Source organism: Streptomyces roseochromogenus subsp. oscitans DS 12.976, assembly GCF_000497445.1.
GTDB lineage: Bacteria > Actinomycetota > Actinomycetes > Streptomycetales > Streptomycetaceae > Streptomyces > Streptomyces oscitans.
The window spans coordinates 5,212,719-5,237,954 of the sequence record NZ_CM002285.1 but is presented as its reverse complement, the minus strand read 5'-3'; the positions used below and the strand labels follow the sequence as shown (position 1 = coordinate 5,237,954).

Annotated in this window: 20 protein-coding genes; 3 read left to right on the top strand and 17 right to left on the bottom strand. The window is 71.6% G+C overall.

Features of this window, described 5'->3' with window-relative positions:
- Nucleotides 1-53 precede the first annotated feature (53 nt).
- Nucleotides 54-1,508: a PAS domain-containing protein gene (locus tag M878_RS72360; RefSeq protein ID WP_051430110.1), complete on the bottom strand. Its 1,455-nt coding sequence runs from the start codon at nucleotides 1,506-1,508 to the stop codon at nucleotides 54-56.
- Between the two features lie 531 nt (nucleotides 1,509-2,039).
- The gene (gene pdxH / locus M878_RS72355; protein ID WP_023549414.1) at nucleotides 2,040-2,726 is read right to left on the bottom strand and encodes a pyridoxamine 5'-phosphate oxidase; all 687 of its coding nucleotides are present in this window, start codon (nucleotides 2,724-2,726) and stop codon (nucleotides 2,040-2,042) included.
- 217 nt (nucleotides 2,727-2,943) lie between these two features.
- Here pdxH and M878_RS72350 point away from each other — a divergent pair, with 217 nt between their 5' ends.
- Nucleotides 2,944-4,044 (top strand): citrate synthase 2, encoded by a 1,101-nt coding sequence (locus M878_RS72350; RefSeq protein WP_023549413.1) that lies wholly within the window; start codon nucleotides 2,944-2,946, stop codon nucleotides 4,042-4,044.
- 101 nt (nucleotides 4,045-4,145) lie between these two features.
- On the opposite strand, the gene M878_RS72345 is transcribed toward M878_RS72350, so the two are convergent.
- The 15 genes from M878_RS72345 to M878_RS000000100100 form a co-directional block, all read right to left on the bottom strand.
- Nucleotides 4,146-5,183: an isopenicillin N synthase family dioxygenase gene (locus tag M878_RS72345; protein WP_023549412.1), complete on the bottom strand. Its 1,038-nt coding sequence runs from the start codon at nucleotides 5,181-5,183 to the stop codon at nucleotides 4,146-4,148.
- Nucleotides 5,184-5,391: 208 nt separating this feature from the next.
- A complete protein-coding gene (locus M878_RS72340) occupies nucleotides 5,392-5,991 on the bottom strand; it encodes a TetR/AcrR family transcriptional regulator (protein WP_023549411.1) in 600 nt (199 codons plus the stop codon).
- A 4-nt stretch (nucleotides 5,992-5,995) separates the two neighbouring features.
- On the bottom strand, nucleotides 5,996-6,760 hold the full coding sequence (locus M878_RS72335) for an enoyl-CoA hydratase family protein (RefSeq protein ID WP_023549410.1): 765 nt from the start codon (nucleotides 6,758-6,760) through the stop codon (nucleotides 5,996-5,998).
- Nucleotides 6,757-8,337, bottom strand: a complete 1,581-nt coding sequence (locus M878_RS72330; RefSeq protein ID WP_023549409.1) for a 4-coumarate--CoA ligase family protein — start codon at nucleotides 8,335-8,337, stop codon at nucleotides 6,757-6,759. Before M878_RS72330 ends, M878_RS72335 begins: the two co-directional genes overlap by 4 nt.
- 29 nt (nucleotides 8,338-8,366) lie before the next feature.
- A complete protein-coding gene (locus M878_RS72325; protein ID WP_023549408.1) occupies nucleotides 8,367-9,527 on the bottom strand; it encodes an acyl-CoA dehydrogenase family protein in 1,161 nt (386 codons plus the stop codon).
- A gap of 7 nt (nucleotides 9,528-9,534) precedes the next feature.
- Entirely contained in the window at nucleotides 9,535-11,388 is a 1,854-nt protein-coding gene (locus tag M878_RS72320; protein ID WP_023549407.1) for an acetyl/propionyl/methylcrotonyl-CoA carboxylase subunit alpha, read from the bottom strand.
- A gap of 15 nt (nucleotides 11,389-11,403) precedes the next feature.
- Entirely contained in the window at nucleotides 11,404-13,002 is a 1,599-nt protein-coding gene (locus M878_RS72315) for an acyl-CoA carboxylase subunit beta (RefSeq protein WP_023549406.1), read from the bottom strand.
- Entirely contained in the window at nucleotides 12,999-14,678 is a 1,680-nt protein-coding gene (locus M878_RS72310; protein ID WP_023549405.1) for an acyclic terpene utilization AtuA family protein, read from the bottom strand. Before M878_RS72310 ends, M878_RS72315 begins: the two co-directional genes overlap by 4 nt.
- Nucleotides 14,675-15,469, bottom strand: a complete 795-nt coding sequence (locus tag M878_RS72305) for a TIGR03084 family metal-binding protein (protein WP_023549404.1) — start codon at nucleotides 15,467-15,469, stop codon at nucleotides 14,675-14,677. The genes M878_RS72310 and M878_RS72305 overlap by 4 nt, the downstream gene beginning before the upstream one ends.
- A gap of 162 nt (nucleotides 15,470-15,631) precedes the next feature.
- A complete protein-coding gene (locus M878_RS94625) occupies nucleotides 15,632-15,787 on the bottom strand; it encodes a malic enzyme-like NAD(P)-binding protein (protein WP_023549402.1) in 156 nt (51 codons plus the stop codon).
- Nucleotides 15,788-15,828: 41 nt separating this feature from the next.
- Nucleotides 15,829-16,800, bottom strand: coding sequence for an EamA family transporter (locus M878_RS72300; RefSeq protein ID WP_031225509.1), 972 nt, complete (start codon nucleotides 16,798-16,800; stop codon nucleotides 15,829-15,831).
- A 79-nt stretch (nucleotides 16,801-16,879) separates the two neighbouring features.
- Nucleotides 16,880-18,889: an ABC transporter ATP-binding protein gene (locus M878_RS72295; protein WP_037730791.1), complete on the bottom strand. Its 2,010-nt coding sequence runs from the start codon at nucleotides 18,887-18,889 to the stop codon at nucleotides 16,880-16,882.
- 111 nt (nucleotides 18,890-19,000) lie between these two features.
- Nucleotides 19,001-19,132, bottom strand: a complete 132-nt coding sequence (locus M878_RS000000101080; RefSeq protein ID WP_023549399.1) for a hypothetical protein — start codon at nucleotides 19,130-19,132, stop codon at nucleotides 19,001-19,003.
- 186 nt (nucleotides 19,133-19,318) lie between these two features.
- Nucleotides 19,319-20,077, bottom strand: coding sequence for a metallophosphoesterase family protein (locus tag M878_RS72290; protein WP_023549398.1), 759 nt, complete (start codon nucleotides 20,075-20,077; stop codon nucleotides 19,319-19,321).
- A gap of 83 nt (nucleotides 20,078-20,160) precedes the next feature.
- Entirely contained in the window at nucleotides 20,161-23,541 is a 3,381-nt protein-coding gene (locus M878_RS000000100100; RefSeq protein WP_023549397.1) for an FAD-binding and (Fe-S)-binding domain-containing protein, read from the bottom strand.
- Nucleotides 23,542-23,710: 169 nt separating this feature from the next.
- On the opposite strand from M878_RS000000100100, the gene serC reads away from it, so the two are divergent.
- Both serC and M878_RS98960 read left to right on the top strand, forming a co-directional pair.
- The gene (serC, locus tag M878_RS72285; protein WP_023549396.1) at nucleotides 23,711-24,829 is read left to right on the top strand and encodes a phosphoserine transaminase; all 1,119 of its coding nucleotides are present in this window, start codon (nucleotides 23,711-23,713) and stop codon (nucleotides 24,827-24,829) included.
- A gap of 159 nt (nucleotides 24,830-24,988) precedes the next feature.
- On the top strand, nucleotides 24,989-25,236 hold a 248-nt coding region (locus M878_RS98960), incomplete at its 3' end, for a hypothetical protein (protein WP_209445551.1).

Below are 25,236 nucleotides of genomic sequence, written 5' to 3'. Positions count from 1 at the left end.
GGAGCGCCGGCGACCGATGAACGCCGCTGGGGGTGCCCCCACGCCAGGGCGTGTCAGTCCCCGCGTCCGCGACAGGATCCGCCGGACGGACCCTGCGCCCCCGTAGGCCCGTTCTCGTCCCGTACCGCGTCCGCCAGGTCCAGCGCCGCCGCGATGCGGACCGCCACGTCCTCCGCGTAGGCCGTGTCGATCCGCTCGAAGCGGTGCCGTCCGGAGCCGCGCAGGAAGGTCACCGCGCCCAGCGTCCGCCCCCGGCTGCGCAGCGCCGCGCACAGGGCGTGCACCGCGTCGCCGGGCCACTGACGGGCGAGCGCCCACTCCTGTGCCTGTTCCGCCGGGATCGACCCGGCGTCCGCGCGCACGGCACCGGCCCGCTCGACGCACTGCAGCGCCGGATGCCCCGTCTCGTAGCGCACGGGCAGCCCGGCCGCCCCCGTGAGCAGGCTCGGCCCGGGCGCGCCGGCGGGCGTCGCGGCCAGCCGGACGAGCCGTACGGCCCTCTCCTCACCCCCGGCGCGCGGGGAAGCCAGCACCCGGTCGATCAACGCGTGGTCGGCGAAGCCGGCGAGCGCGAAGTCCAGGTGGACGATGGCCGCCTCGGCCGGATCCTCGCACTCGGCGGCGGCCCGCGCGGCACGGTGCAGCTGGTTGGTGCGGAACCGCAGCAGGGCCGCCTCCTGCTCGGTCTGCTTGGCCTCGGTGACGTCCTGGAACAGCCAGCCGACGCCGAGCGGCACCGGTTCCTCCGCGAGCGGCGAAGCCAGCCGTACGAACCCGCTCCGCCAGCAGCGCCGTTCCCCGCCCTCGGGGGTGCGCAGGGTCACCCACATCTCGGCGGGCGCGGGCGGCGCGCCCTCGGCCAGCACATGGGTGAGCGCGGCCTCCAGCTCCTCCACGCCCTGCGCGAGCAGTTCGCCGAGCGGCCGGCCCAGCGCGGACGTACGCCCGATGCCGAGGACCCGGGCAGCGTGCGCGTTGACGACAGCGGGCCGCAGATCGGCGTCGATGAGGACGACACCCCAGGCGGCGTCCTCGAACAGCGCCTCGCTCAGCGCGATCGACCGCTCCAGATCGATCTGCGCGTGCACCTCGCTGAACGCGCAGTACAGCCCGGCGGGTTTGCCGTCGGGGCCTCGTACGGCTGCGGACTGGGTGCGCACGAGGACCCGGCCGCCGTCCTTCGTGACGAGCGCGAACTCGTGCACCTGCCGGCCGGTCGCGTGCATCGCCGACATCAGCCGGGACTGCACCTCCTCGGCGTCGGCGCTGCGCACCGCCCACCCGGCGAACCCGTGCCGTCCGACCGCCTCGGCGGCCGTCCAGCCGAGGATCCGCTCGGCCTCCCGGTTCCAGTGCGTGACGACCCCGTCGGCGTCGAACGCACACAGAGCCGCGTCCATACCGTCGAGCAGAGCGGCGAGCAGATCGGATCCCCCGGATTCACTGGGCTCACCGGGATCGTCCGGCCCCAGCTCATCAGTGGTCCCACTCCGCCGGGAAGCACTCACCTGGACCCCCTGCAGGCTGCGTCGGCGCGTATACGGCGCACGGTTCGCTCACTGGCCTCTCACTGGCCCTCATTCAACTGGAACGTGACTCAGCCCACATCCTGTTCCCACAAGATTGCAGGAATCAATGCCTGCACCGGCCGACAAGGGACATGGCCGCCGACGGAACGATCACGCGGTGGCGATCCTGAGTTCGGTCATGCCGGGAAACGTAGCGAAAAACAGTTGAGCGGCTTCCGTCGGCTTCCTAGGGTGTGGGGTACACGAGAAGGGAGGTGGTTCGGCAGATGTATGAATACCGGACGCGTGAGGTGGCTGCGGGCTAGCGGTCCGCCACCACATCCAGTGCGGTGCCGGACCAGCACGTGACAGACGCGTGCAGCCGGCCCAATCCCAAGCAGTCACCCGACCCGCGAGCTCGCCGGCACGTCCGGCCGGCTTCTCCGCCGACAGGCGGAGGACCCGAGCTCGCGGGTCGTCTGCGTCTCAGGGGTCTCAAGAGATTCAGGGGGCTTAGGAGGCTCAGGGGGCTCAGGGGCTGAGGCGCTCCACCTTCCAGCGGCCGCCTGGCTGGGTGACGTAGCGCAGGCGGTCGTGGAGCCGGTTCTCGCGGCCCTGCCAGAACTCGACGGTCTGAGGGGTGATGCGGAAGCCGCCCCAGTGCGGTGGGACCGGGACCTGTTCGCCCTCGGGGTAGCGGGCCTCCAGGTCGGCGTAGGCGGCGTCGAGTCCGGCACGGGAGGCGATCACCGAGGACTGGGCGCTGGCCCAGGCGCCCAGCTGGGAGCCGTGCGGGCGGGTGCGGAAGTAGGCGGCGGTCTCGTCGCGGCCGGTGCGGCGGGCGGTGCCGGTGACGATGACCTGGCGGGCGAGCGGGTGCCAGGGGAAGAGCAGGGCGACGTGCGGGTTCTCGGCGAGCTCGCGGGCCTTGCGGGAGTCGTAGTTGGTGAAGAAGACGAAACCGTCGGTGTCGAACTGCTTCATCAGGACGGTGCGCGAGCTGGGACGGCCGGCCGCGTCCGCCGTGGAGACGACCATCGCGTTGGGTTCGTAGACCGTGCCGTGCAGCGCCGCCCGGGCGGCGTCCTCGAACCAGCGGGCGAACTGGTCCATGGGGTGGCTGGCGAGGTCCTGTTCGGCGAGGCCCTCCGCCCGGTACTGCTTGCGCATGGCGGCGGGATCGAGGACGGGGTCCAGGAGCGGGTCGCGGTTGGTCACGCGGTCATCTTGCCGTACCGGCCACGCCTCCCGTGCGGGTCGCATCGGAGGCGACGCCGCACAGCGTACGAACCGGGCTGGCACTCAGTGCCGCAGGGGCTCCCCAGGTCTGGCACCCGGGGGTTATCGTGCTGGTTCCCCTGCGATTTGGGTGACCACCGGCCGATCGGGGCATCACCGGGGTGACCGCCCCCACCACATCACTAGGAGCCGCCTGATGTCCGATTTCGTACCCGGACTCGAGGGAGTCGTCGCGTTCGAGACGGAGATCGCCGAGCCGGACAAGGAGGGCGGCGCCCTGCGCTACCGGGGCGTCGACATCGAGGACCTGGTCGGGCACGTCTCGTTCGGGAACGTGTGGGGGCTGCTGGTCGACGGCGCCTTCAACCCCGGTCTGCCGCCCGCCGAGCCGTTCCCGATCCCGGTGCACTCCGGTGACATCCGGGTGGACGTGCAGTCGGCGCTCGCCATGCTGGCGCCGGTGTGGGGGCTGAAGCCGCTGCTCGACATCGACGAGCGCCAGGCGCGGGACGATCTCGCGCGGGCCGCCGTGATGGCGCTGTCGTACGTCGCCCAGTCCGCGCGCGGGCAGATGATGCCGATGGTGCCGCAGCGGGAGATCGACAAGGCGAAGTCGGTCGTTGAGCGGTTCATGATCCGGTGGCGGGGCGAACCGGACCCCAAGCATGTCGCGGCCGTGGACGCGTACTGGACGTCCGCCGCCGAGCACGGCATGAACGCGTCGACGTTCACGGCGCGGGTCATCGCCTCCACCGGCGCCGATGTCGCCGCCGCGCTGTCGGGTGCGGTGGGAGCCATGTCCGGGCCGCTGCACGGGGGTGCGCCGTCGCGGGTGCTCGGGATGATCGAGGAGATCGAGCGGACCGGGGACGCGGAGGCGTACGTCAAGCAGGCCCTGGACCGGGGTGAGCGGCTGATGGGGTTCGGGCACCGGGTGTACCGGGCCGAGGATCCGCGGGCGCGGGTGCTGCGGCGTACGGCGCGTGAGCTGGGGGCGCCGCGGTTCGAGATCGCCGAGGCGTTGGAGAAGGCCGCGCTGGAGGAGCTGCACAACCGTCGGCCGGATCGTGTGCTGGCGACCAACGTCGAGTTCTGGGCGGCGATCATGCTGGACTTCGCTGAGGTGCCGGCGCATATGTTCACTTCGATGTTCACGTGCGCGCGTACGGCTGGGTGGTCTGCGCACATTCTTGAGCAGAAGCGCACCGGTCGCCTGGTGCGGCCGTCTGCTCGGTACGTGGGGCCGGGGGTGCGTAGTCCGCAGGACGTCGAGGGGTATGCGGATATCGCCCACTGAGAGGGGTGTTTGGGGCGCGTGGGCGACTGCGGGCCGTTGTGGCCGGTCGCGCCCACGCGGCGGAGCCGCACATCGATACGGCCCCGCGCCCATAAAGGAATTTACGCCGCCGACGTCAGCAAGTTGCCGTGGTGTCGTTCCGCCACCAGCGGGTGTGCCCTGAGCTTGCCCTTGAGTTCGTTGTAGCCGTACTCGGCGTACAGGGGGTTCGCCGGGTCGGTTGTGATGCCAGGGGCCTTGGCGGCGTGGGGGAAGGGCAGGGGGGCTATGCGGGCGTCCAGGCGGGGGTTGTAGAAGAACGGGACCGAGAAGCGTTCCGTCGCTTCGGGTGGGCTGACCACGCGGTGGTTGGTGGCCAGGAGGTAGCCATTGGTCGCCACCTCCAGGAGTTCGCCCAGGTTGACCACGAAGGCGCCCTGGACCGGCGGGACGTCGTGGAAGAGGCCGTCCTCGCGGTGGACCTGGAGGCCGCCGACCGTGTCCTGGAGCAGGAGGGTCAGGAAGCCGTAGTCCTTGTGGGCGCCCACGCCCTGATCGGTGCCGTCGCCCGCGCTGCCGGGGTAGCGGACGAGCTTGAGGTGCGGGTGGGCGCGGGTGCCGAAGATCGGGTCGTAGAAGTCGGCGGGGGCGCCGATCGCGGTCAGCAGTTCGTGCAGGAGGCGCTCGGCGACCGCGCTGAGCCTGTCGATCCAGGTCAGGGCCGCGGTGCGCAGCTCGGGGAGGGCGGCGGGCCACTGGTTGGGGCCTTGCAGCCACCAGTACGGGGGCTCGCCGGGGCCGGGGACGCGAGCGGGGCGTTCGGCGCCTATGTCGAGCTGGTCGCGCCAGTCGCGGGCGCCGGCGGTGCGTTCGTCGCCGGTGCGGGTGTAGCCGCGGAAGTGCGGCGAGTTCACGTTGTCGAGGGCGAGCCGGTCGGCCTCGGGGAGGGCGAAGAAGGCGCGCATCGCGGTGACCAGCGCGTCGGTCTCGGCCGGGGTCACACCGTGTCCGACGAGCTGGAAGAAGCCGACGTCGTGCGCGGCGCTGTGCAGTTGGGCGTGGAGCAGGGCGCGGGCCTGGGGGCCGCGGTCTGCGGCCGACAGGTCGATGATGGGGAGCTGGTCGTACGACGGGGTCGCCGTCGGGGTGTGCGAGGTCATGGGTGCGTCCACAGGGGTGCGTGGGCCACGGGCAGGCCGCCGAGGGTAGGGCGGCGCCCAGGATGCCGTAAGAAGAGGAGAAAAAGGGGGCTGAATCAGGCCGAAAGCTGACAGCCCATGCTCGTGACGCGCACGTAGTCCACGTGGCGGCGGCGAACGAGCATCGGAAGCATGGGCCCAAGAGTAACGCGCCCCTGTAGCAACCCCCTCAGCCCAGCGCTTCCTCCAGCAGGTCGGCCCACTGCGCGACGACCCGTTCGCGGCGGGCGGAGTCGTCGGTGAGGAGGTTGGCAAGGCCCAGGCCGCGGGCCATGTCCAGGAAGCCCTGGACGGTTTCGCGCACGCCGGGGCGGGACTCGTCGGCGCCGAGGAGGTCGACGGCGATGCGGTGGGTCTCACGCCCCACGCGGGCCTCCAGCTCGGTGACACGCGCGCGGAGCTGGTCCTCGTTGGAGGCGGCGACCCACAGGTGCAGGGCGGCACGGAAGAGGGGGCCGGTGTAGAGGTCGACGAGGGCCGCGACGACGGCCCGGCGGGCGGCGGGGCCGCTCGGGAAGAGGGCCCGGAGCGCGGTGGAGCGCTCTTCGGCGACGTACTCGACGGCGGCCGTGAACAGGTCCTCGCGGGTCGGGAAGTGGTGCTGGGCGGCGCCCCGCGAGACGCCGGCGCGTTCGGCGACGACCGAGACGGTGGAGCCCGACCAGCCGTGTTCGGCGAGGCAGGCCACGGCGGCTTCCAGGAGCCGCCGCCGGGTGGCCCGGCTGCGGTCCTGTTTGGGCGCGCGGTCGCGTTCCACCGTCGTGCTCATCCGTTCACACCACCCATGCCGCGTCCCGTTTCTCCAGGAAGGCCGTCATCCCCTCCCGGGCCTGGCCGGAGGCGAACAGCCGGGCCGAGAGGGCGGTCAGGTCCGCCGCGTCCCGGTCGAATGTTTCCAGCACCCTAGCCGTGAGCAGCCGTTTCGTCTCGGCCAGGGCCTGCGGCGAGGAGCGGCGCAGGCCGTCCAGGATCGGGGCGAGGACCTCGTCGACGGCTTCGGCGTCTTCAGGGTCTTCGGCGTCTTCGGCCGTCGTGGTCACCAGGCCCAGGCGTACCGCCTCGGCCGGATCGAAGCGCTCGCCGGTGAGGTAGTAGCGGGCCAGGGCGCGGGGGTCGGCGCGCGGGACGATCGGCAGGGAGATCACCGCGGGGGCGACCCCGATGCGGACCTCGGTGAAGGCGAAGGTGGCCGTGGCGGACGCGGCGGCGATGTCGCAGGCGGCGAGCAGGCCGAGGCCGCCCGCGCGGACGTGCCCGGTGACCCGGGCGATCACCGGTTTGGGCAGCTCCACGATCTGCCGCAGCAGGCCGACCAGGCCGTCGGGGTGCGGTGGGTCGCGCAGGTCGGCGCCGGCGCAGAACGTCGTACCGCTGTGGGTGAGGACGACGGCCCGTACGTCGTCGTCCTTGCCGCACTCGGCCAGCGCCGTCGCGAGGCCGGAGACGAGGGCCGACGAGAGCGCGTTGCGGGTGTCGGTCGCGTCGAGGCTGAGGGTTTCGACGCCGCGCGCGCGTGTACGGCCGATCGGTGTGCTCACGTGTGCTCCCTGAGTGCGCGCAGTTCGCGGCGCAAGATCTTGCCGGAGGCGGCGCGCGGGACGGTGTCGATGAAGGTGATCCGGCGGACGCGCTTGTAGGGGGCGACCCGCTCGGCGACGTAGAGGAGGATCTCGTTCTCGGTGAGGTCGTCGGCGGCCTCGGCCCGGCGGACGACGAAGGCGTGCGGGACCTCGTTGCCGTCTTCGTTGCAGGTGCCGATGACGGCGGCGTCGGCGATGCCGGGGTGGGTGAGCAGCAGGGCCTCCAGCTCGGCGGGGGCCACCTGGAAGCCCTTGTACTTGATGAGTTCCTTCACCCGGTCCACGACGAACAGCCAGCCGTCGGCGTCCACGTGTCCGACGTCGCCCGTGTGCAGCCAGCCGTCGGCGTCGATCACGGCGGCGGTGGCGTCGGGGCGGCCGAGGTAGCCCTTCATCACCTGGGGGCCGCGGATGAGGATCTCGCCGGACTCGCCGGTGCCGAGGTCCTTGCCGGGCTCGTCCAGGGACACGATCCGCATCTCGGTGCCGGCGATGAGCCTGCCGACGGTGCCGGCGGGGGCGTCGTGCAGGCGGTCGAGGGGGACGACATGGGTGCCGGGGGACAGTTCGGTCATGCCGTAGGCCTGGCCGATCGGGGGCAGGCCGAGCCGCTCGGCGCAGGCCCGGGCGAGCTGGGCGTCCAGCGGGGCGGCGGCGCTGAGGACGTACTTCAGGGAGGAGAGGTCGTAGCGGGTGACCGCCGGGTGCTTGGCGAGGGCGAGGACGATCGGCGGGGCGACGTACAGGCCGGTGATGCGGTGGTTCTCGATGGCCGCGAGGAAGGTCTCCAGGTCGAAGCGGGGCAGGACGACGACCGTGGCGCCCTTGCGCAGCGGCGCGTTCATCAGGGCGGTCAGGCCGTAGATGTGGAAGAACGGCAGCACGGCCAGGATGCGCTCGCCGGGAGCCATGGCGACGGCGGGCTCCAGCTGGGCGAGGTTGGTGGCGATCTGCCGGTGGGTGAGCATCACACCCTTGGGGCCGCCGGTGGTGCCGGAGGAGTACGGCAGCGCGGCGATGTCCTCGGCCGGGTCGAAGGCGAGCCGCGGTTCGGGCGCGGTGGTGGCGAGCATGTCGATCAGCGACCGGTGCCCGGATGCGCTGTCGCAGACGAATATCTCCCCCACCCCGCCCGCGAGTTCGGCGGCGCGGCGGGCCGTCTCCAGCAGGGGTGAGACGGTGACGATCCAGCGGGCGCCGCTGTCGCCGAGCTGTTTGGCGAACTCCTCGGGCGTGGCGAGCGGGTGCACCGTGGTGACAGAGGCACCCGCGCGCGTGGCCGCGTAGAAGGCGGTCGGGAAGGCGATGGTGTTGGGGCTGTGCAGGGCGAGGACGTCGCCCTTGCCCACGCCCGCGTCGGCGAGACCGGCGGCGATGCGCCGGTGGAACCGGTTCACCTGTGCGTACGTGAGGATGGTGCCGTCCGTGCCGTCGATCAGGGCGGGCCGGTCGCCGAAATCGGCGGCATGGCCCAGGACGGCGTCGTGGATGGGGAGTTCTACGGGCGGGACATCTGCGTACTCGCTGCGGAACACGGTTCCTCCAAGCGGCTGCCGGTGGTGGCCTAGTACGACTTCGGCAGGCCCAGGGTCTGGTGGGAGACGTAGTTGAGAATCATCTCCCGGCTCACCGGGGCAATACGAGCCACACGTGCGGCTGTTATCAACGAGGCGAGCCCGAACTCGCGCGTGAGACCGTTGCCGCCGAGGGTGTGCACGGCCTGGTCGACGGCTTTCACACAGGCCTCCCCGGCCGCGTACTTGGCCATGTTGGCGGCCTCGCCTGCGCCGATGTCGTCGCCGGTGTCGTAGAGATGGGCGGCCTTCTGCATCATCAGCCGGGCCAGTTCCAGGTCGATGTGCGCCTGCGCCAGGGGGTGGGCGATGGCCTGGTGGGCGCCGATGGGCGACTTCCAGACGGTGCGGTCGCGGGCGTACTCGATGGCTTTGGCGAGCGCGTAGCGGCCCATCCCGATGGCGAAGGCCGCGGTCATGATGCGCTCGGGGTTGAGGCCCGCGAACAGCTGGAGCAAGCCCGCGTCCTCGTCGCCTACGAGCGCGTCGGCGGGCAGCCGTACGTCGTCCAGGACCAGCTCGAACTGCTTCTCGGCGGCGTTGAGTTCCATGTCGATGGGGCGCTTCTGGAAGCCCTCGGCGTCCGTCGGGACGATGAACAGGCAGGGCTTGAGCCGTCCGGTGCGGGCGTCTTCGGTACGGCCGACGATGAGGACGGCGTCCGCCATGTCGACACCGGAGATGAAGACCTTGCGGCCGGTGAGGAGCCAGTCGGTGCCGTCGCGGCGGGCGGTGGTGGTGATCCGGTGGGAGTTCGAACCGGCGTCGGGTTCGGTGATGCCGAAGGCCATGAGGCGGGTGCCGTCGGCGATTCCGGGGAGCCACGCGCGTTTCTGGTCTTCGGTGCCGAAGCGGGAGATCACGGTGCCGCAGATGGCGGGCGAGACGACGAGCATCAGCAGAGGCGAGCCCGCGGCACCCAACTCTTCGAGTACGATGGAGAGTTCGGTGATGCCGCCGCCTCCGCCTCCGTGTTCCTCCGGGAGGTTGACACCGAGGTAGCCGAGTTTGCCCGCCTCGGACCAGAGTTCGGTGAGGGGTTTTCCTTCGGCGACGGTTCGCATCAGGTAGTCACGGCCGTAGCGTTTGCCGAGGGCGGCTACGGCGGAGCGGAGGGCTTTGTGCTCTTCGGATTCGATGACGGCAGTCATGGGGCTCCTAAGAAGAGGTTTCCTGCACTACGGCGAGCAACATGCCCGGCTCAACCTGCTGACCGGCCTTGGCATGCAAGGCGCTGAGCGTTCCGGTGACCGGCGCCGAGATCTGGTGCTGCATCTTCATCGCCTCCAGCCATATGAGTCCTTGACCGGCCTGAACCGTTGCCCCTTCCGTCAGGCCCTCGGCGATGCGTACGACCGTGCCCGGCATCGGTGCGAGCAGGGAGCCCGGGGCGTGCTGGGCGGTGGGGTCGGGGAAGCGGGGCAGGGCGGTGAGGTGGGTGGAGTTGACGTAGACCTGGTCACCGTGGCGGGTGACCGTGAACTTCCGTGCCACACCGTCGACTTCGAGGACGACCAGACGCGCGTCGGCGCGTACGACCCGGACCCCCTCGGCGCTGAACCCGGTGCGCGTGTGCCGGTAGCGGACCTCGTACTCCTGCCCCGCCAGCTCGTATCGCTTGACCTGCGGCTGTGCGGGCAGGTTGCGCCAGCCGCCGAAGCGGGAGCGGCCGTGGGCGTCGGCGAGGGCGGCGGCCAGGGGGGCGAGGGGGTCGGGGGCGGACTCGGTGAGTTCGCCGAGGTGGCGGTCGTAGAAGCCGGTGTCCGTGTGGCCGCTCCTGAACTCCTCGTGGCGCAGTGAGCGCACGAGCAGGTCGCGGTTGGTGAGCGGGCCGTGCAGTTCCGTTCGTTCCAGGGCGCCCGCGAGCTTGCGGAGCGCCTCCGCGCGGGTCGGCGCGTGGGCGACGACCTTGGCGAGCATCGGGTCGTAGTGGACGCCGATGGGGTCGCCGTCGGTGTAGCCGGTGTCGAGGCGGACGCCGTCCGGTACGGCGAGGTGGTGCAGGGTGCCGGCCTGCGGGGCCCAGCCGTGGGCGGGGTCCTCGGCGTACAGGCGGGCCTCGATCGCGTGGCCACGCGCGCGTGGTGGGTCCTTTTCGAGGGCGTGGCCCTCGGAGACGCGGATCTGTTCGGCGACCAGGTCGATGCCGAACACCGCCTCCGTCACGGGGTGTTCGACCTGGAGGCGGGTGTTCATCTCCAGGAAGTGCGCGCGGCCGTCGGCGACCAGGAACTCGACGGTGCCGGCACCCTCGTAGGCGACGGCGCACACGGCCTGTACGGCCAGCGCGTACATATCGCTCGTGAGCACCTCGGAGATGCCGGGCGCCGGGGCCTCCTCGATGACCTTCTGGTGGCGGCGCTGGAGGGAGCAGTCGCGGGTGCCGAGCATCCAGATCGTGCCGTGGGTGTCGGCGAGGACCTGCACCTCGACGTGGCGGCCGTGTTCCAGGTACCGCTCCAGGAAGACCTCGCCGTCGCCGAAGGCGCTCAGAGCCTCGGCGCGCGCGCTCTTCAGTGCGGCGCTCAGCTCCTCCAGACGGCGCACGATCCGCATCCCGCGCCCCCCGCCGCCCGCGGCCGCCTTCACCAGCACCGGCAGGTCGGCCTCGGTGACGTCGGCTTCGGCGAGGGGCACGATGCCCATCAGGTCCTTCGCGCGGGTCTTGGACGCCATCGCCTCGATGGCCTCCGGGGAGGGTCCGATCCAGGTCAGGCCGGCGTCGAGGACGGCGCGCGCGAAGTCGGGGTTCTCGGAGAGGAAGCCGTAGCCGGGGTGCACGGCGTCCGCGCCGGCGGACAGGGCCGCCTTCACGATCAGGTCGCCGCGCAGATACGTCTCGGCGGGCGCCGCGCCCGGCAGTCGTACCGCCGTGTCGGCCACGCGCGCGTGGAGCGCGTTCTCGTCCGCGTCCGAGTGCACGGCGACCGTCCGGATTCCCAACTCACGGCAGGTGCGGATGATCCGGCAGGCGATCTCGCCGCGGTTGGCGACCAACAGAGTCTGGATCATGGACCTCACTGGACCTCACATCCGGAAGACGCCGAAGCCACCGCGCGCGCCTTCGTAGGGCGCGGTGTGGATCGCGGACAGACACAGACCGAGCACGGTGCGGGTGTCGCGCGGGTCGATGACGCCGTCGTCGTACAGCCGCCCGGACAGGAACATCGGCAGCGACTCGGACTCGATCTGCTGCTCCACCATGGCACGCAGGGCGGCGTCCGCGTCCTCGTCGTACGGCTGCCCCTTGGCCGTGGCCGACTGGCGGGCGACGATGGACAGCACCCCGGCGAGCTGCTGCGGGCCCATGACGGCGGACTTGGCGCTGGGCCAGGCGAACAGGAAGCGGGGGTCGTAGGCGCGGCCGCACATGCCGTAGTGCCCGGCGCCGTACGACGCGCCCATCAGCACCGACAGATGCGGCACCCGGCTGTTGCTGACCGCGTTGATCATCATCGAGCCGTGCTTGATGATCCCGCCCTGCTCGTACTCCTTGCCGACCATGTAGCCGGTGGTGTTGTGCAGGAAGAGCAGCGGGATGTCGCGCTGGTTGGCGAGCTGGATGAACTGGGCGGCCTTCTGCGACTCGGCGCTGAACAGGACCCCTTGGGCGTTCGCCAGGATGCCGACCGGGTAGCCGTGCAGGCTCGCCCAGCCGGTCACCAGACTGGTCCCGTACAGCGGCTTGAACTCGTCGAAGTCGGAGGCGTCCACGATCCGGGCGACGACCTCGCGCGGGTCGAAGGGGATCTTCAGATCACCCGGGACGATGCCGAGAAGTTCCTCCGGGTCGTACTTGGGCGGGGCCGCCGGGCCCGGATCGTCGTACGCCTTGCGGTGGCCCAGGCGGGCGACCACCCGGCGCGCCTGCCGCAGCGCGTCCGGCTCGTCCACGGCGAAGTAGTCGGCGAGACCCGACACGCGCGCGTGCATCTCGGCGCCGCCCAGGGACTCGTCGTCGCTCTCCTCGCCGGTGGCCATCTTCACGAGCGGCGGCCCGCCGAGGAACACCTTCGCGCGCTCCTTGACCATGATCACGTGGTCGGACATGCCGGGGATGTAGGCGCCGCCGGCGGTGGAGTTGCCGAAGACGACGGCGATGGTGGGGATGCCGGCGGCGGAGAGGCGGGTGAGGTCGCGGAAGATGGCGCCGCCCGGGATGAAGATCTCCTTCTGGGACGGCAGATCGGCGCCGCCGGACTCCACCAGGCTGATGCAGGGGAGGCGGTTGGCGAGGGCGATGTCGTTGGCGCGCAAGGCTTTCTTCAGGCTCCACGGGTTGCTCGCGCCGCCGCGCACGGTCGGGTCGTTGGCGGTGATCAGGCACTCCACGCCCTCGACCACTCCGATGCCGGTGACGAGCGAGGCGCCCACGGTGTAATCAGTGCCCCAGGCGGCCAGCGGGGACAGCTCCAGGAAGGGCGTGTCGGGGTCGAGGAGCAGCTCGATCCGCTCCCGGGCGAGCAACTTGCCCCGCTTCCGGTGCCGTTGTACGTACTTCTCGCCGCCGCCCGCGAGCGCCTTGGCGTGTTCGGCGTCGAGTCCGGCGAGCCTGGCGAGCATGGCCTCGCGGTGCGCGCGGTAGTCGGCGCCGCTCGGATCCAGGGCCGAGGTCAAGGTGGTCACAGCAGGGCCTCCGGGATGTCCAGGTGGCGGGAGCGCAGCCATTCGCCGAGGGCCTTGGCCTGCGGGTCGAAGCGGGCCTGCGCGGCGACGCCCGCGCCGAGGATGCCCTCGACGACGAAGTTGACCGCGCGCAGGTTCGGCAGCAGGTGCCGGGTGACGGGCAGGTCCCGGCTCTCGGGGATCAGCTGCCGGAACCTTTCGGCGGTCAGCGCGTGCGAGAGCCACCGCCAGGCCTCGTCGGTGCGGGCCCACACGCCGACGTTGGCGTTCCCGCCCTTGTCCCCGCTGCGGGCCCCGGCGACCAGCCCGAGGGGCGCGCGCCGGGCCGGGCCGGAGGGGAGCGGGTCCGGGAGGGCCGGTTCCGGTACGGCGTCCAGGGGCCGGGTGTCCTGGGGCGGCGCCATAGGGATACGGCGTCCGTCGTGGAGGACGGCCATATGGTCTACGGCGCCATGGGGGACGTACACATCCTCGAAGACCCCATAGGGGGCGCCCTTTCCCGGTGGGGACAGCATATGGAAGCCCGGGTAGCTGGCCAGCGCCAGCTCCACGGCCGCTCCGCTCAGCGCGCGCCCGACGACCCGTTCGTCCGCGTCCCGTACGACGAGCCGCAGCACGGCGCTCGCGGTCTCCTCGGTGCCGGCATCGGCCCGGTCGGTGCGGACCAGCTCCCAACGCGCCTCTGCGGGCGGCGGCTTGGCGAGCGCGTCGGAGAGCTGCGCCTGCACCAGTTCGGCCTTGGCCTCGATGTCGAGTCCGGTGAGGACGAAGGCGACCTCGCCCCGGAAGCCGCCGAGCCGGTTGAGGCCGACCTTGAGCGTCGGCGGCGGCGCCTCGCCGCGCACCCCCTCGATCCGCACCCGGTCCGGCCCGTCCTGGCTCAGCCGTACGGTGTCCAGCCGGGCGGTGACGTCGGGCCCGGCGTACCGGCCGCCGCCGGTCTCGTAGAGCAGCTGCGCGGTGACCGTGCCGACGTCGACCATGCCGCCGGTGCCGGGATGCTTGGTGATGACGCTGCTGCCGTCGGCGTGGATCTCGGCGAGCGGGAAACCGGGGCGGCGTACGTCGCCCTCCCGGAAGAACGCGTAGTTCCCGCCGGTGGCCTGCGTCCCGCACTCCAGCACATGTCCGGCGACGACGGCGCCCGCGAGCCGGTCGTACTCCCCTGTCCGCCAGCCGAAGTGGGCGGCGGCCGGGCCGGTGACGAGGGCCGCGTCGGTCACACGCCCGGTGACGACGACGTCCGCGCCGGCGCGCAGGCACTCGGCGATGCCGAAGCCGCCGAGGTAGGCGTGGGCGGCGAGCGCGCCGGGATGGGTGGCGGTGAGGTCGTCGCCCTCGACGTGCGCGACATTGACCGGGATGCCGAGCCGGTCGGCCAACTCCCTGACCCGGGTGGCCAGTCCGGCGGGATTGAGCCCTCCGGCGTTGGTGACGATGTTCACCCCACGCTCGTGCGCGAGGCCGAGGCAGTCCTCCAGCTGGCGCAGGAAGGTGCGGGCGTATCCGGCGGAAAGGTCCTTCAGGCGGTCACGGGCGAGGATCAGCATGGTGAGTTCGGCGAGGTAGTCGCCGGTGAGGACATCGAGTTCGCCACCGGTGAGCATCTCGCGCAGGGCGCCTGCGCGGTCGCCGTAGAAGCCGGAGAAGTTGCCGATGCGCAGGGCCGCCTTCACCGCTCGGCCCCCTGCGGCGCGCGGCCGGTGCCGGGCGGCCCCGCGAAGGCCTGCGCGATGTCCAGCCAGTGGTCGGCGTCGGGGCCGACGGCGGTCAGGGCGAGGTCGGCGCGGTGGGCGCGCTGGGTGACGAGGAGGCAGAAGTCAAGGGCGGGGCCGGTGACGCGCTGCGCGGCGCCTTCGGGGCCGTATGCCCACAACTCGCCGGTGGGAGATGTGAGTTCCACACGGAACTCTTCTGCGGGGGGTGTGCTCCCGTGGACGGTGTAGGCGAAGTCGCGGGTACGGACCCCGAGCCGGGCCACATGCTTGAGCCGGTCGGTGGGTGCGCGGACCACATTCAGCGCGTCGGCGATGTCCAAGCCGTGAGCCCAGGTCTCCATAAGGCGGGCGGTGGCCATGGAGGCGGCAGACATGGGCGGGCCGTACCAGGGAAAACGGGCGCCGGGCGGCGCGGCACGCAGCACCCGGTCGAGGGCCTCGCGTCCTTCGCGCCATGTCCGCAGCAGCTCGGCCGGCGCGAGCCGGGCGCCGTCCGCCGCGCCCTCGTCCACGAACGAGTCGGGGGCGGTGAGCGCCTTCTCGACCAGCGCCCGGAAGGCGTCCGCGTCGGTGACGGCGAGCAGAGCCGAGCGGTCGGTCCAGGCGAGGTGCGCGATCTGGTGGGCTACGGTCCAGCCGGGCGCGGGGGTGGGCAGCGCCCACTGCTCGGGGCTCAACTCAGCCACGAGCAGGGCGAGTTCCTCGCTCTCGGCACGCAGGTCGTCGATGACGGGCGTCGGGTCGGCCATGGGGGGAGCATGGCAGCGGGGACAGAAACAATCAAGCGTGCTTGCATTAATTTGGGCCGTCGTCGTGGAACCAGCCGTCGGCCTCGGCGGGGCGGGCGTAGAACTGCTGGAGGTCACGGAGCTTGTCGCCCCGGTGGTGGGCAGCCCTTACCGGCCGACGCATCAGAAGCGCACAGTGGCCTGTTTGGTGGTGAGACCTTCGGTCACCGGGGCGTCCCGTATCGGGTCGGCGACGCCGGTACCGGCCGTGCCCGTGCCGAAGACCACGATCCGGTGCTCGGGCAGCGGCACACCGGCGGCGCCCACACCCGACAGCACGGCGGCGAGATCGACTGCGCCCGCGCCCTGAATGTCTGGCGTCAGGCCTCCGGTGTCGGTTCCACCCGGGCCTTGCCTCGGCCCACCTGGGTGCGTACCGCGCCGATGCTGGCCGCGATGACCAGGGCGATCGCGGCGGCCTCCGTCGGGGACAGGGACTGGCCGAGGACGAGGAAGCCGGCCGTTGCCGCCAGCGCCGGTTCGAGGCTCATCAGGATGGCGAAGGTGGAAGCGGGGAGGCGGCGCAGGGCGAGGAGTTCAAGGGTGTAGGGCAGGACCGAGGAGAGCAGGGCCACCGCCGAACCGAGGGCGAGGGTGGTGGGGTTCAGGAGGCGGGTGCCTGCCGAGGCCATGCCGATGGGGAGGAACAGCAGCGCCGCCACCCCCATGGCGAGGGCCAGGCCGTCCGCCTGCGGGAAGCGGCGGCCCGTACGGGCGCTGAAGAGTATGTAGACCGCCCACATGGCCCCTGCACCCAGGGCGAATGCGACACCTGTGGGGTCGAGGTCGCCGAAGCCTCCGCCGCCCAGCAGGAAGACCCCGAGCAGGGCCAGGCCCGCCCACACCGCGTTGATCGCACGGCGGGAGGCCAGGACGGACAGGGCCAGCGGGCCGAGGACCTCCAGGGTGACCGCCGGGCCCAGCGGGATACGGGCTACCGCCGAGTAGAAGAGGCCGTTCATCGCGCCCATCGCGACACCGAAGGCGAGCACCGTGCCCCAGTCGGCGCGCGAGTGGCCGCGCAGCCGGGGTCGGCAGAACAGGAGGAGGACCACAGCCGCCGCGAGGAGGCGGAGGGTGACAACACCCAGGGCGCCGGCCCGGGGTATCAGGGTCACCGCGAGGGCGCCGCCGAACTGGACCGAGATACCGCCGGCCAGCACCAGGCCCACGGGACCGAGTGAGTCGAGGCGGTGGTGCCCTTCTGCGGGCGTGACCTGGGGCTGCGTGGCGGTGCTGGAGGTGGGAGTGGCGGTCACGGGCGGTCCTGGTGCTTGATCGGGTTCGTTCATCTCGATGGACTACCAGGTCCAGGGTAATGGACTTCGACAGGACCGTGAACCCTTTAAGCAACTGTCCCGCATGGTGGGATCAGATCGCCGGCCAGGCCTCCTCGTCACGGAACAGGGGGCGGCCGTCGGGGAGGTACGAGGGCACCTCTCCGTAGGACTCGGAGGCGGGCTGACGGGAAGACTCGCAGGCGGGCCCGGCCCAGGTCCCCGCGGGCGGGTACGGCTCGCATCCCGGTCCGTGGTCGTACGCGGGTGCCGGGACCGGCGCCGGCGTCTCCTCCCACAGCGGCATGCGCAGCTCGCCCGTGTCCATCACGGCGTTGTTCTGCGAGCGGTACAGCCGTGCGTACGCGCCGCCCCGGGCGAGGAGTTCGTCATGGCGGCCGGTCTCCACGATCCGGCCCCGGTCCACGACGAGGATGCGGTCGGCGTCGGGGGCGAGGTTGAGATCGTGGGTGATCATGATCGTCGTACGGCCCGTCATCAGACGGCGCAGGGGTTTGACGACGCGGCGGGCGGCCATCGCGTCCAGGCCGGTCGTCGGCTCGTCCAGGACCAGGACGGGGGCGTCGCGCAGGATCGCGCGGGCGATGGCCAGGCGCTGGAGCTGACCGCCGGACAGGCGGGCCGAGTTGGGGTCCACCTTGGTGTCGTAGCCGTCGGGGAGGCGGACGATGAAGTCGTGGGCGTCGGCCGCCCGCGCCGCCTGCTCGATCGCCCGGTCGCTGGCGCCGGGCCGGCCGCAGGCGATGTTGGCGCGCACTGTGTCGTGCAGCACCAGGGTTTCCTGGGGTAGCAGTGTGACGTACTCACGCAGACGGGCCAGTGGGAAGTCCCGCAGGGGTACACCGTCCAGGAGGACTTCACCGGCGTCCGGGTCGTAGAAGCGGAGCAGGAGCTTGGAGACGGTGGACTTGCCGGCGCCGCTCGGGCCGGTGACGATCACCAGTTCGCCGGGGCTGACGGTGAAGGAGAGGTTTTCGAGGGCGGTCTTCCCGGCGCCCGGGTAGCGGAAGGTGACGCCGCGGACCTCCACCGTGCCGTCCGGGCGGCCGGTGTCGGAAGGGCGCCCGGGATCGGTGACCGAGGGGCGGACGTCCAGGATCTCGATGAGCCGCTCGGCGCCGGCCGTGGCGGCGGTGACGGTGAGGCCCAGCTGGGCGAGGCCGCGCACCGGCGGATAGAGGTAGCCGAGGAAGGCGGCGAAGGCGAGGAGCTGGCCGAGGCTCATCCGGCCGGTGGAGATCTCCCACGCGCCGATGCCGATCACGGCGAGCACGCAGACCGTCTCGATGACCTGCACGAGCTGCTCGTACGCCTCGTTCAGGCGGGTGGAGCGGACCGAGGCGCGGAACCAGGCGGACGCCTCCTCGCGCAGGCGGCGCCGCTCGGCGTCCCGGCGGTCGTACGCCTGGGTGAGCACGATGTTGCCGAGGGACTCCTCCACCACGGAGGTGATCGCGCCGTCGGCGACGCGGCCCGCGCGGGAGACGTCCTTGATGGAGCCGGAGAAGCGGCGGGCAGCCAGCCAGAACAGCGGCGCGAGGACGAAGGTGGCGGCGGCCAGGTCCCAGCGCAGCCAGAACGCGGCGACCGCGTAGAAGAGCGCGGAGAAGGCGGCCGAGGCGGCGCCGACCAGGCCGGACACGACCAGCGTCTCGATCGCCTCGACGTCGCTGGTCAGCCGGGAGAGCAGATCGCCCTGGCGGTGGCGCTGGAAGAAGTGCGGGGGCAGCTGCTGGACATGGTCGAAGACGTGCTCGCGCAGCCGCAGCACGAACCGCTCGGTCACCCAGGCGGCGAGGGAGTTGCCGCAGTAGGCGACGATCGCGCCGGCCACGGCGATGCCCAGCCATGTGCCCGCCGGGCTCCAGAACGCGGCCAGCGAGCCCTTCTGCAGGGCGTGGTCGGTGAGGTCGCTGAACAGCAGGATGGCCTCGGTCTCGGCGAGCGCGGCGAGCACCGTGCACACCCAGACGACGAGCAGCCACTTTCTGAGCCCTCTGGTCAGCGGCCAGAAACAGCGGAATGCGGTACGGGCTGGAATGGCGGGGGTGTCGTACTCGAATTCGTCACCCCCTTCATCCATCTCTTCGTCCATCCGTCCACCCATCACGGGTTCCCTTCTGAATCACCATCCTGACTGCAACCAAAAGGGGCCGACGGTGCACCATCGGCCCTTTTTCGACTCAGCGCCGGATCAGCGGTCCTGGCCAGGGAACGGCTTGGGCAGCGGCGGCTTCGGCGCGTGCTTCTTCGGCTTCGGCTTCGGCGGCGGGGGAAGCTGCTTGTTGGGCTTGGGGGGCAGCGGGGCAAGCTTCTTGAAGCTCATTCCGACTCCTAGTGATTCGAGGTTCTTGTGTTCGAGAATTCCGCGTCCGGCTCCCGACATCGAAGAACCTACACGCCACCGGAGAGTCCGAACGGCAAAATTGGCAAAGGGGTGCTGTGAATACCTTGGCGGTTCCTGAGAGACTCACTCGAACCTGAGATTTCTCTTATGAACCTGAGCGCTGCCTTATGAGCCGGCTTTCGGTCCCCAGGCCGCGAGCACCTCCGTGTCCGTCGCCCGGGCGTGCAGGAAGTAGCCGGCCCACTCGGCGATGTCCGGGTAGGCGCATTCCGCGGTGAGCCGGGCGACTGCCGCCGGTATGTCGTACGGCGTCACGCGGAGGTCGGCGCCGGGGCCGAGGAGACACCAGTGGGCGCCGGGGCGGCCGTAGGGCATGCCGACGCTGCCCGGGTTGACCACCAAGCGGCCGTGCGCGAGGCGGACGTAGGGCATGTGGGTGTGGCCGCAGACGACCGTGCCGATGCCGGGGTCGAGGCCGGTGAAGACCTCCGCCCAGCGGTCGGGGCGGGAATCCACCAGCACCAGCTCCTCGTCGTCACGCGGAGTGGCATGGCAGAACAGGACCGTGCCGAGGCCGCGGACGCGCAGGGTGAGCGTGCGGGGCAGGCCGGAGAGGAAGTCGACCTGGTCGTCGCGGAGTTCCCGGGCCGCGAACGGGCCGATGGGGTCGGGGATCTCCGTCCGGTCGCCGCGCCGGTACTCCACCAGCTCACGGTCGGCGTTCCCCGCCAGCCACAGCACCCTCTCGCCCTGCGAGCGCAACAGGTCCAGAACCTCGGCCGGCTGGGGACCTGCCGTGATGTCGCCGGTGAGGACGATCCGGTCGGCGGCGGCCACCTCGGGCTCTGCGAGGACTGCCTCCAGGGCGGGCAGCACACCATGGATGTCGGACAGGACCGCCAAGCGGGTGTGCTCCGCCGTCACTTCACCACCCCCGGTTTCTCTTCCAGCGCCTACATCGACGTACTCAGTGCGAGTGCCGGCGACGGTCACGGGCCGAATCCCTCTCAACTCCCCGTCTCCTTCTCCAGCGCCTCCGCCAGTACCTCGGCCAGATGCCGTCCCCGTACGCCCGCCAGCTGGTCCAGTTGTGTGCGGCAGGAGAAGCCGTCGGCCAGGATCACGGTCTCCTCGGGCGCCTGCCGGACCGACGGGAGCAGTTGTTCTTCCGCGCATGCTCTGGACACCTCGAAGTGGCCTTTCTCGAAGCCGAAGTTGCCCGCGAGTCCGCAGCAGCCGCCGCTCAGCTCGCCGGTGAGGCCCGCGGCCTCACGCAGCCGGCGGTCGGGGGTGTCGCCGAGCACCGCGTGCTGGTGGCAGTGGGTCTGGCCGGCGACCGGGCGGTTCAGGGCGGACGGGGTCCAGTGCGGGGCGTGGCGCTGCAGGGTCTCGGCGAAGGTGAGGACGGCCGAGGAGAGTTGGGCGGCTCGCGGATCGTCGTGCAGCAGCTCGGGCAGGTCGGTGCGCAGGGCCGCCGCACAGCTCGGTTCCAGTACGACGACGGGGACTCCGGCCCGCAGCACCGGCTCCATCAGGTCCAGTGTGCGGCGCAGGACCGCACGGGCGCGGTCGAGTTGGCCTGTGGAGATATAGGTGAGGCCGCAGCAGACGCGGGCTCGGCGAGCGGTGAGTAGCGCGGCGGCCGACCTGGCCCGGCCGGCTCCGATCCCTCCCCCGCGCACCAGCAGCGTCGGCGGAAGAGCCACGCGCAGCCCGGCGGCCTCCAGCACCCGGACAGCGGCCCGGCCGACGGCCGGGGACAGATGCTCGGTGAAGGTGTCGGGCCAGAGCACGACCAGGGCCCCGGAGCGGGAGCCGTCGGGGCCCAAGCCATCCGTGCCGGAGGCGCCCAGACCCGAGCCATCCGAGCCGGATCCGTCGAGGCCCGAGCCATCCGAGCCGGATCCGCCCAGACCCGAACCACCCTGGCTCAAACCATCCGGACCCAAACCGCCCTGCCCCAAACCACCCGGACCCAAACCGCCCTGCCCCAAACCACCCGGACCCGAACCAACCGGCCCCGAACCACCTGACCCGAACCCGCCCGGGCCGAAGCCACCCGGCCCCGAACCACCCATGCCGGAGCCACCCAGACCCAAACCACCCTGACTCAAACCATCCGGACCCAAACCACCCTGACCCAAACCACCTGACCCGAACCCGCCCGGGCCGAAGCCACTCGGCCCCGAACCAACCGGGCCCAAACCGCCCTGCCCCAAACCAACCGGCCCCGAACCGCCTGACCCGAACCCGCCCGGGCCGGAGCCGCCCGGACCCGGACCACCGGCTCCCATCCCCCCCGCGCCCCGGACCGGCTCCCTCGCGCGCCACCACCCGCTGAACGTGCGCGTCGCCAGTCGGGGAATCTCCCGCTCGGCCGCGATCCCGCCCAGGCGCTTGCCCGCACGCGCCAACGGACCCACTCCCGCAAGGGCGTTGAGCAGCGGAGCCGTGTGTGTGATGGCGATCCAGCGGAGCCACTGCGGCAGGCGGCCCATGCTGAGGTGTGCGGCGGGGCGGCGGCGGTCGGCGTAGTGGTGGTGGAGGAACTCCGCCTTGTAGGTGGCCATGTCGACACCGACCGGGCAGTCGGAGCGGCAGCCCTTGCAGGACAGGCACAGATCGAGGGCGTCGCGGACCTCCGTCGAACGCCAGCCGTCGGTGACCAGTTCACCGGCGAGCATCTCGTGCAGCAGCCGGGCCCGGCCCCGCGTGGAGTGCTCCTCCTCGCCGGTCACGCGGAAGGACGGGCACATCACGGCGGGGCCCGACACGGTCGTCGTACGGCATTTGGCGACGCCTACGCAGCGGCGCACGGCGGCGCGGAAGTCGCCGTCGTCCGCCGGATAGCCGAAGGCCACCTCGACCGGGTCGCGGGGCAGCACGGCGAAGCGGAGGTTCTCGTCCAGCCGCGCCGGGCGGACCAGCATCCCCGGGTTCAACAGGTCGTCCGGATCCCAGAGCGCCTTGGCCCGCTCGAAGAGCCGGACCGTCTCCGTGCCGTACATACGCGGCAGCAGCTCCGCGCGGGCCTGTCCGTCGCCGTGCTCCCCGGACAGCGAGCCACCGTGCGCCACCACCAGGTCGGCCAGTTCCTCGGAGAAGCGGCGGAAGCGGCCGATGCCGGCCTCGGTGAGCAGGTCGAAGTCGATACGGACGTGGATACAGCCGTCGCCGAAGTGGCCATAGGGCGTGCCGCGCAGGCCGTGGGCCGACAGCAGCACGCGGAAGTCACGCAGATAGTCGCCGAGCCGGGCGGGCGGCACCGCGCAGTCCTCCCAGCCTGGCCAGGCCTCGGAGCCGTCCGGCATACGGGTCGCCGTACCGCTCGCGTCCTCGCGGATGCGCCACAGGGACCGCTGGGCGGCCGGGTCCGTCACCACCAGGGAGTCGACCACGTCGGCGCCCCGGACGATCTCCTCCGCACGCGCGCGTGCCTCGGCCGCCGACTCCCCGCCGGTCTCCACGAACAGCCAGGCACCCCCCTGCGGCAGCCCGGCCGGTGAGCGGACCAGGTCGGCCGCCATGCCCTCCACGGTCAGTGGGCCCCATGACAGCAGACCGGCGGCGGCCTCGGCGGCGGCGCTCTCGTCGCCGTACCCCAGCACGGCCAGGGCACGCGCACGTGGGGCCTGAACCAGCCGCACGACCGCCTCGGTCACCACCCCCAGCGTGCCCTCCGAGCCGCAGAAGGAGCGGGCGACATCCGCGCCCTTCTCGGGCAGCAGCGCGTCCAGCGCATACCCGGAGATACGGCGGGGCAGGTCAGGGAAGCCCGTACGCAGCCGGGCCAGGTCGCCCGCCACCAGCTCGCGCAGCCCCTCGGGCGCGCCCGCCCAGTCCGGCCCGAGCCGCAGCCGGTGCCCGCGCGCGGTGAGGACGGACAGCTCCCGCACACTGTCCGCGGTCGTCCCCCAGGCCACCGAGTGCGAGCCGCAGGAGTTGTTGCCGATCATTCCGCCGAGGGTGCACCGGCTGTGCGTGGACGGGTCCGGGCCGAAACGCAGGCCGTGCGGGGCGGCGGCCTCCTGGAGCCGGTCGAGGACCAGGCCGGGCTGCACGACGGCCGTGCGCGTGCCCGGGTCCAGCTCCAGCAGGCCGTTCATGTGCCGGGTGAAGTCCAGCACCACGCCGACGCCGGTCGCCTGCCCGGCGATCGACGTGCCCCCGCCGCGCGCCACCACCGGCACCCCGCGCGCCCGGCACACCTCCAGCACGGCGGCCACGTCGTCGGCGTCTCCCGGAGCGACGACGCCCGCCGGGACACGCCGGTAGTTGGACGCGTCCATGGTGACCAGCGCCCGGGAGGTGACATCGAAGCCGACCTCACCCCGGACGGCCCTGCGCAGCTCCGCTTCCAGACCCGAGCGACCCGAGTGTTCCGTCATGCGTCCAGGATGCATCCGCTCACGCACAGTCACCGAGACTTTTCCACAGCCTCGCCCATATCGTCGTACTGATTCAGTCGTATCAATGCACGGTCCACAGTTCGACGATCTTGTCTCATCGGACGGACACGGTTCCGCCCGGTTTCGCCCACCGGATACTCTCCGACTCGTGGCCGACATCCAGATTCCCGCTGACATCAAGCCCGCCGACGGACGTTTCGGCGCGGGCCCCTCCAAGGTGCGCACCGAGGCGCTGGACGCCCTCGCCGCCACCGGTACGTCCCTGCTGGGCACCTCCCACCGCCAGGCGCCGGTCAAGAACCTGGTCGGTGAGGTGCGAGAGGGTATCTCCGAGCTGTTCTCGCTCCCCGAGGGCTACGAGGTCGTCCTCGGCAACGGCGGCTCCACCGCCTTCTGGGACATCGCCACCCACGGGTTGATCGAGAACAAGTCCCAGCACCTCAGCTTCGGCGAGTTCTCCTCCAAGTTCGCCAAGGCCGCCAAGCTCGCCCCCTGGCTGGCCGAGCCCACCGTCATCGCCACCGACCCCGGCACCCACCCCGAGCCGCAGGCCGAAGCCGGCGTCGACGTCTACGCCTTCACCCACAACGAGACCTCCACCGGTGTCGCCATGCCCATCAAGCGGGTGACCGGCGCCGACGAGGGCGCCCTCGTCCTCGTGGACGCGACGAGCGGCGCCGGCGGTCTCCCGGTCGACGTGTCCGAGACGGACGTCTACTACTTCGCCCCGCAGAAGTCCTTCGCCTCCGACGGCGGCCTGTGGATCGGCGTCTTCTCGCCGGCCGCCATCGAGCGCGCCGAGCGCGTCCACGCGAGCGGCCGCCATGTCCCGGAGTTCTTCAGCCTCCCCACGGCGATCGACAACTCCCGCAAGAACCAGACGTACAACACCCCGGCCCTCGCCACCCTGTTCCTGCTCAACGAGCAGCTGAAGTGGCTCAACGGCCAGGGCGGGCTGGCCTGGTCCACCGCTCGCACCAAGGACTCCTCGACCCGCCTGTACAGCTGGGCCGAGGAGAGCAAGTACGCCACCCCGTTCGTCACCGACCCGGCCAAGCGCTCGCAGGTCATCGGCACGATCGACTTCTCCGACGAGATCGACGCGGCCGCCGTCGCCAAGGTCCTGCGCGCCAACGGCATCGTCGACACCGAGCCCTACCGCAAGCTCGGCCGCAACCAGCTGCGTATCGCGATGTTCCCGGCGATCGACCCGGCGGACGTCGAGGCGCTGACGAAGTGCGTCGACTACGTGATCGAGAAGCTGTAGTCGTCTCGTCCACGACAACGAAGGGCGCCCGGTGACCACCACCGGGCGCCCTTCGTTTGCTCTTTCACACCCCTCCTCGGAGCATTGGCGTCGTTCGGCCGCGCCAACAATCCCCATGGGAGTGCACGCAGTGCACGTACGAGCCAGGGGAGGCGCCGCATGATGCGGAAATTGATGAACCGGCAGAAACACGCGGTCCGGGGACGATGGGTCGGCGTAGGCGTGGCAGCGCTGGTGGGCGGTCTGCTCCCGCCGATCCTGGGCGCTGACAGCGCTGCGGCTCAACCGCCCCAGCGGTTCACCTTCACGTCTCCGGGCCAGGTCACCTTCACGGTTCCCGGCAGCGCCCCGGGCCTCCTGAAAGTCCTGACCATCAGGGTCTGGGCGGCCGGGGCCGGCGGAGGCGG

Bases quoted from the DNA above. Each gene is read 5' to 3' on its own strand.
- M878_RS72305 (WP_023549404.1), bottom strand. From the start codon at position 15,469: ATGGCCGACCCGACGCCCGTCATCGACGACCTGCGTGCCGAGAGCGAG.
- M878_RS72325 (WP_023549408.1), bottom strand. From the start codon at position 9,527: ATGACTGCCGTCATCGAATCCGAAGAGCACAAAGCCCTCCGCTCCGCC.
- M878_RS72340 (WP_023549411.1), bottom strand. From the start codon at position 5,991: ATGAGCACGACGGTGGAACGCGACCGCGCGCCCAAACAGGACCGCAGC.
- M878_RS72300 (WP_031225509.1), bottom strand. From the start codon at position 16,800: ATGAACGAACCCGATCAAGCACCAGGACCGCCCGTGACCGCCACTCCC.
- M878_RS72350 (WP_023549413.1), top strand. From the start codon at position 2,944: ATGTCCGATTTCGTACCCGGACTCGAGGGAGTCGTCGCGTTCGAGACG.
- M878_RS72345 (WP_023549412.1), bottom strand. From the start codon at position 5,183: ATGACCTCGCACACCCCGACGGCGACCCCGTCGTACGACCAGCTCCCC.
- M878_RS000000100100 (WP_023549397.1), bottom strand. From the start codon at position 23,541: ATGACGGAACACTCGGGTCGCTCGGGTCTGGAAGCGGAGCTGCGCAGG.
- M878_RS72320 (WP_023549407.1), bottom strand. From the start codon at position 11,388: ATGATCCAGACTCTGTTGGTCGCCAACCGCGGCGAGATCGCCTGCCGG.
- M878_RS000000101080 (WP_023549399.1), bottom strand. From the start codon at position 19,132: ATGAGCTTCAAGAAGCTTGCCCCGCTGCCCCCCAAGCCCAACAAGCAG.
- M878_RS72295 (WP_037730791.1), bottom strand. From the start codon at position 18,889: ATGGATGAAGGGGGTGACGAATTCGAGTACGACACCCCCGCCATTCCA.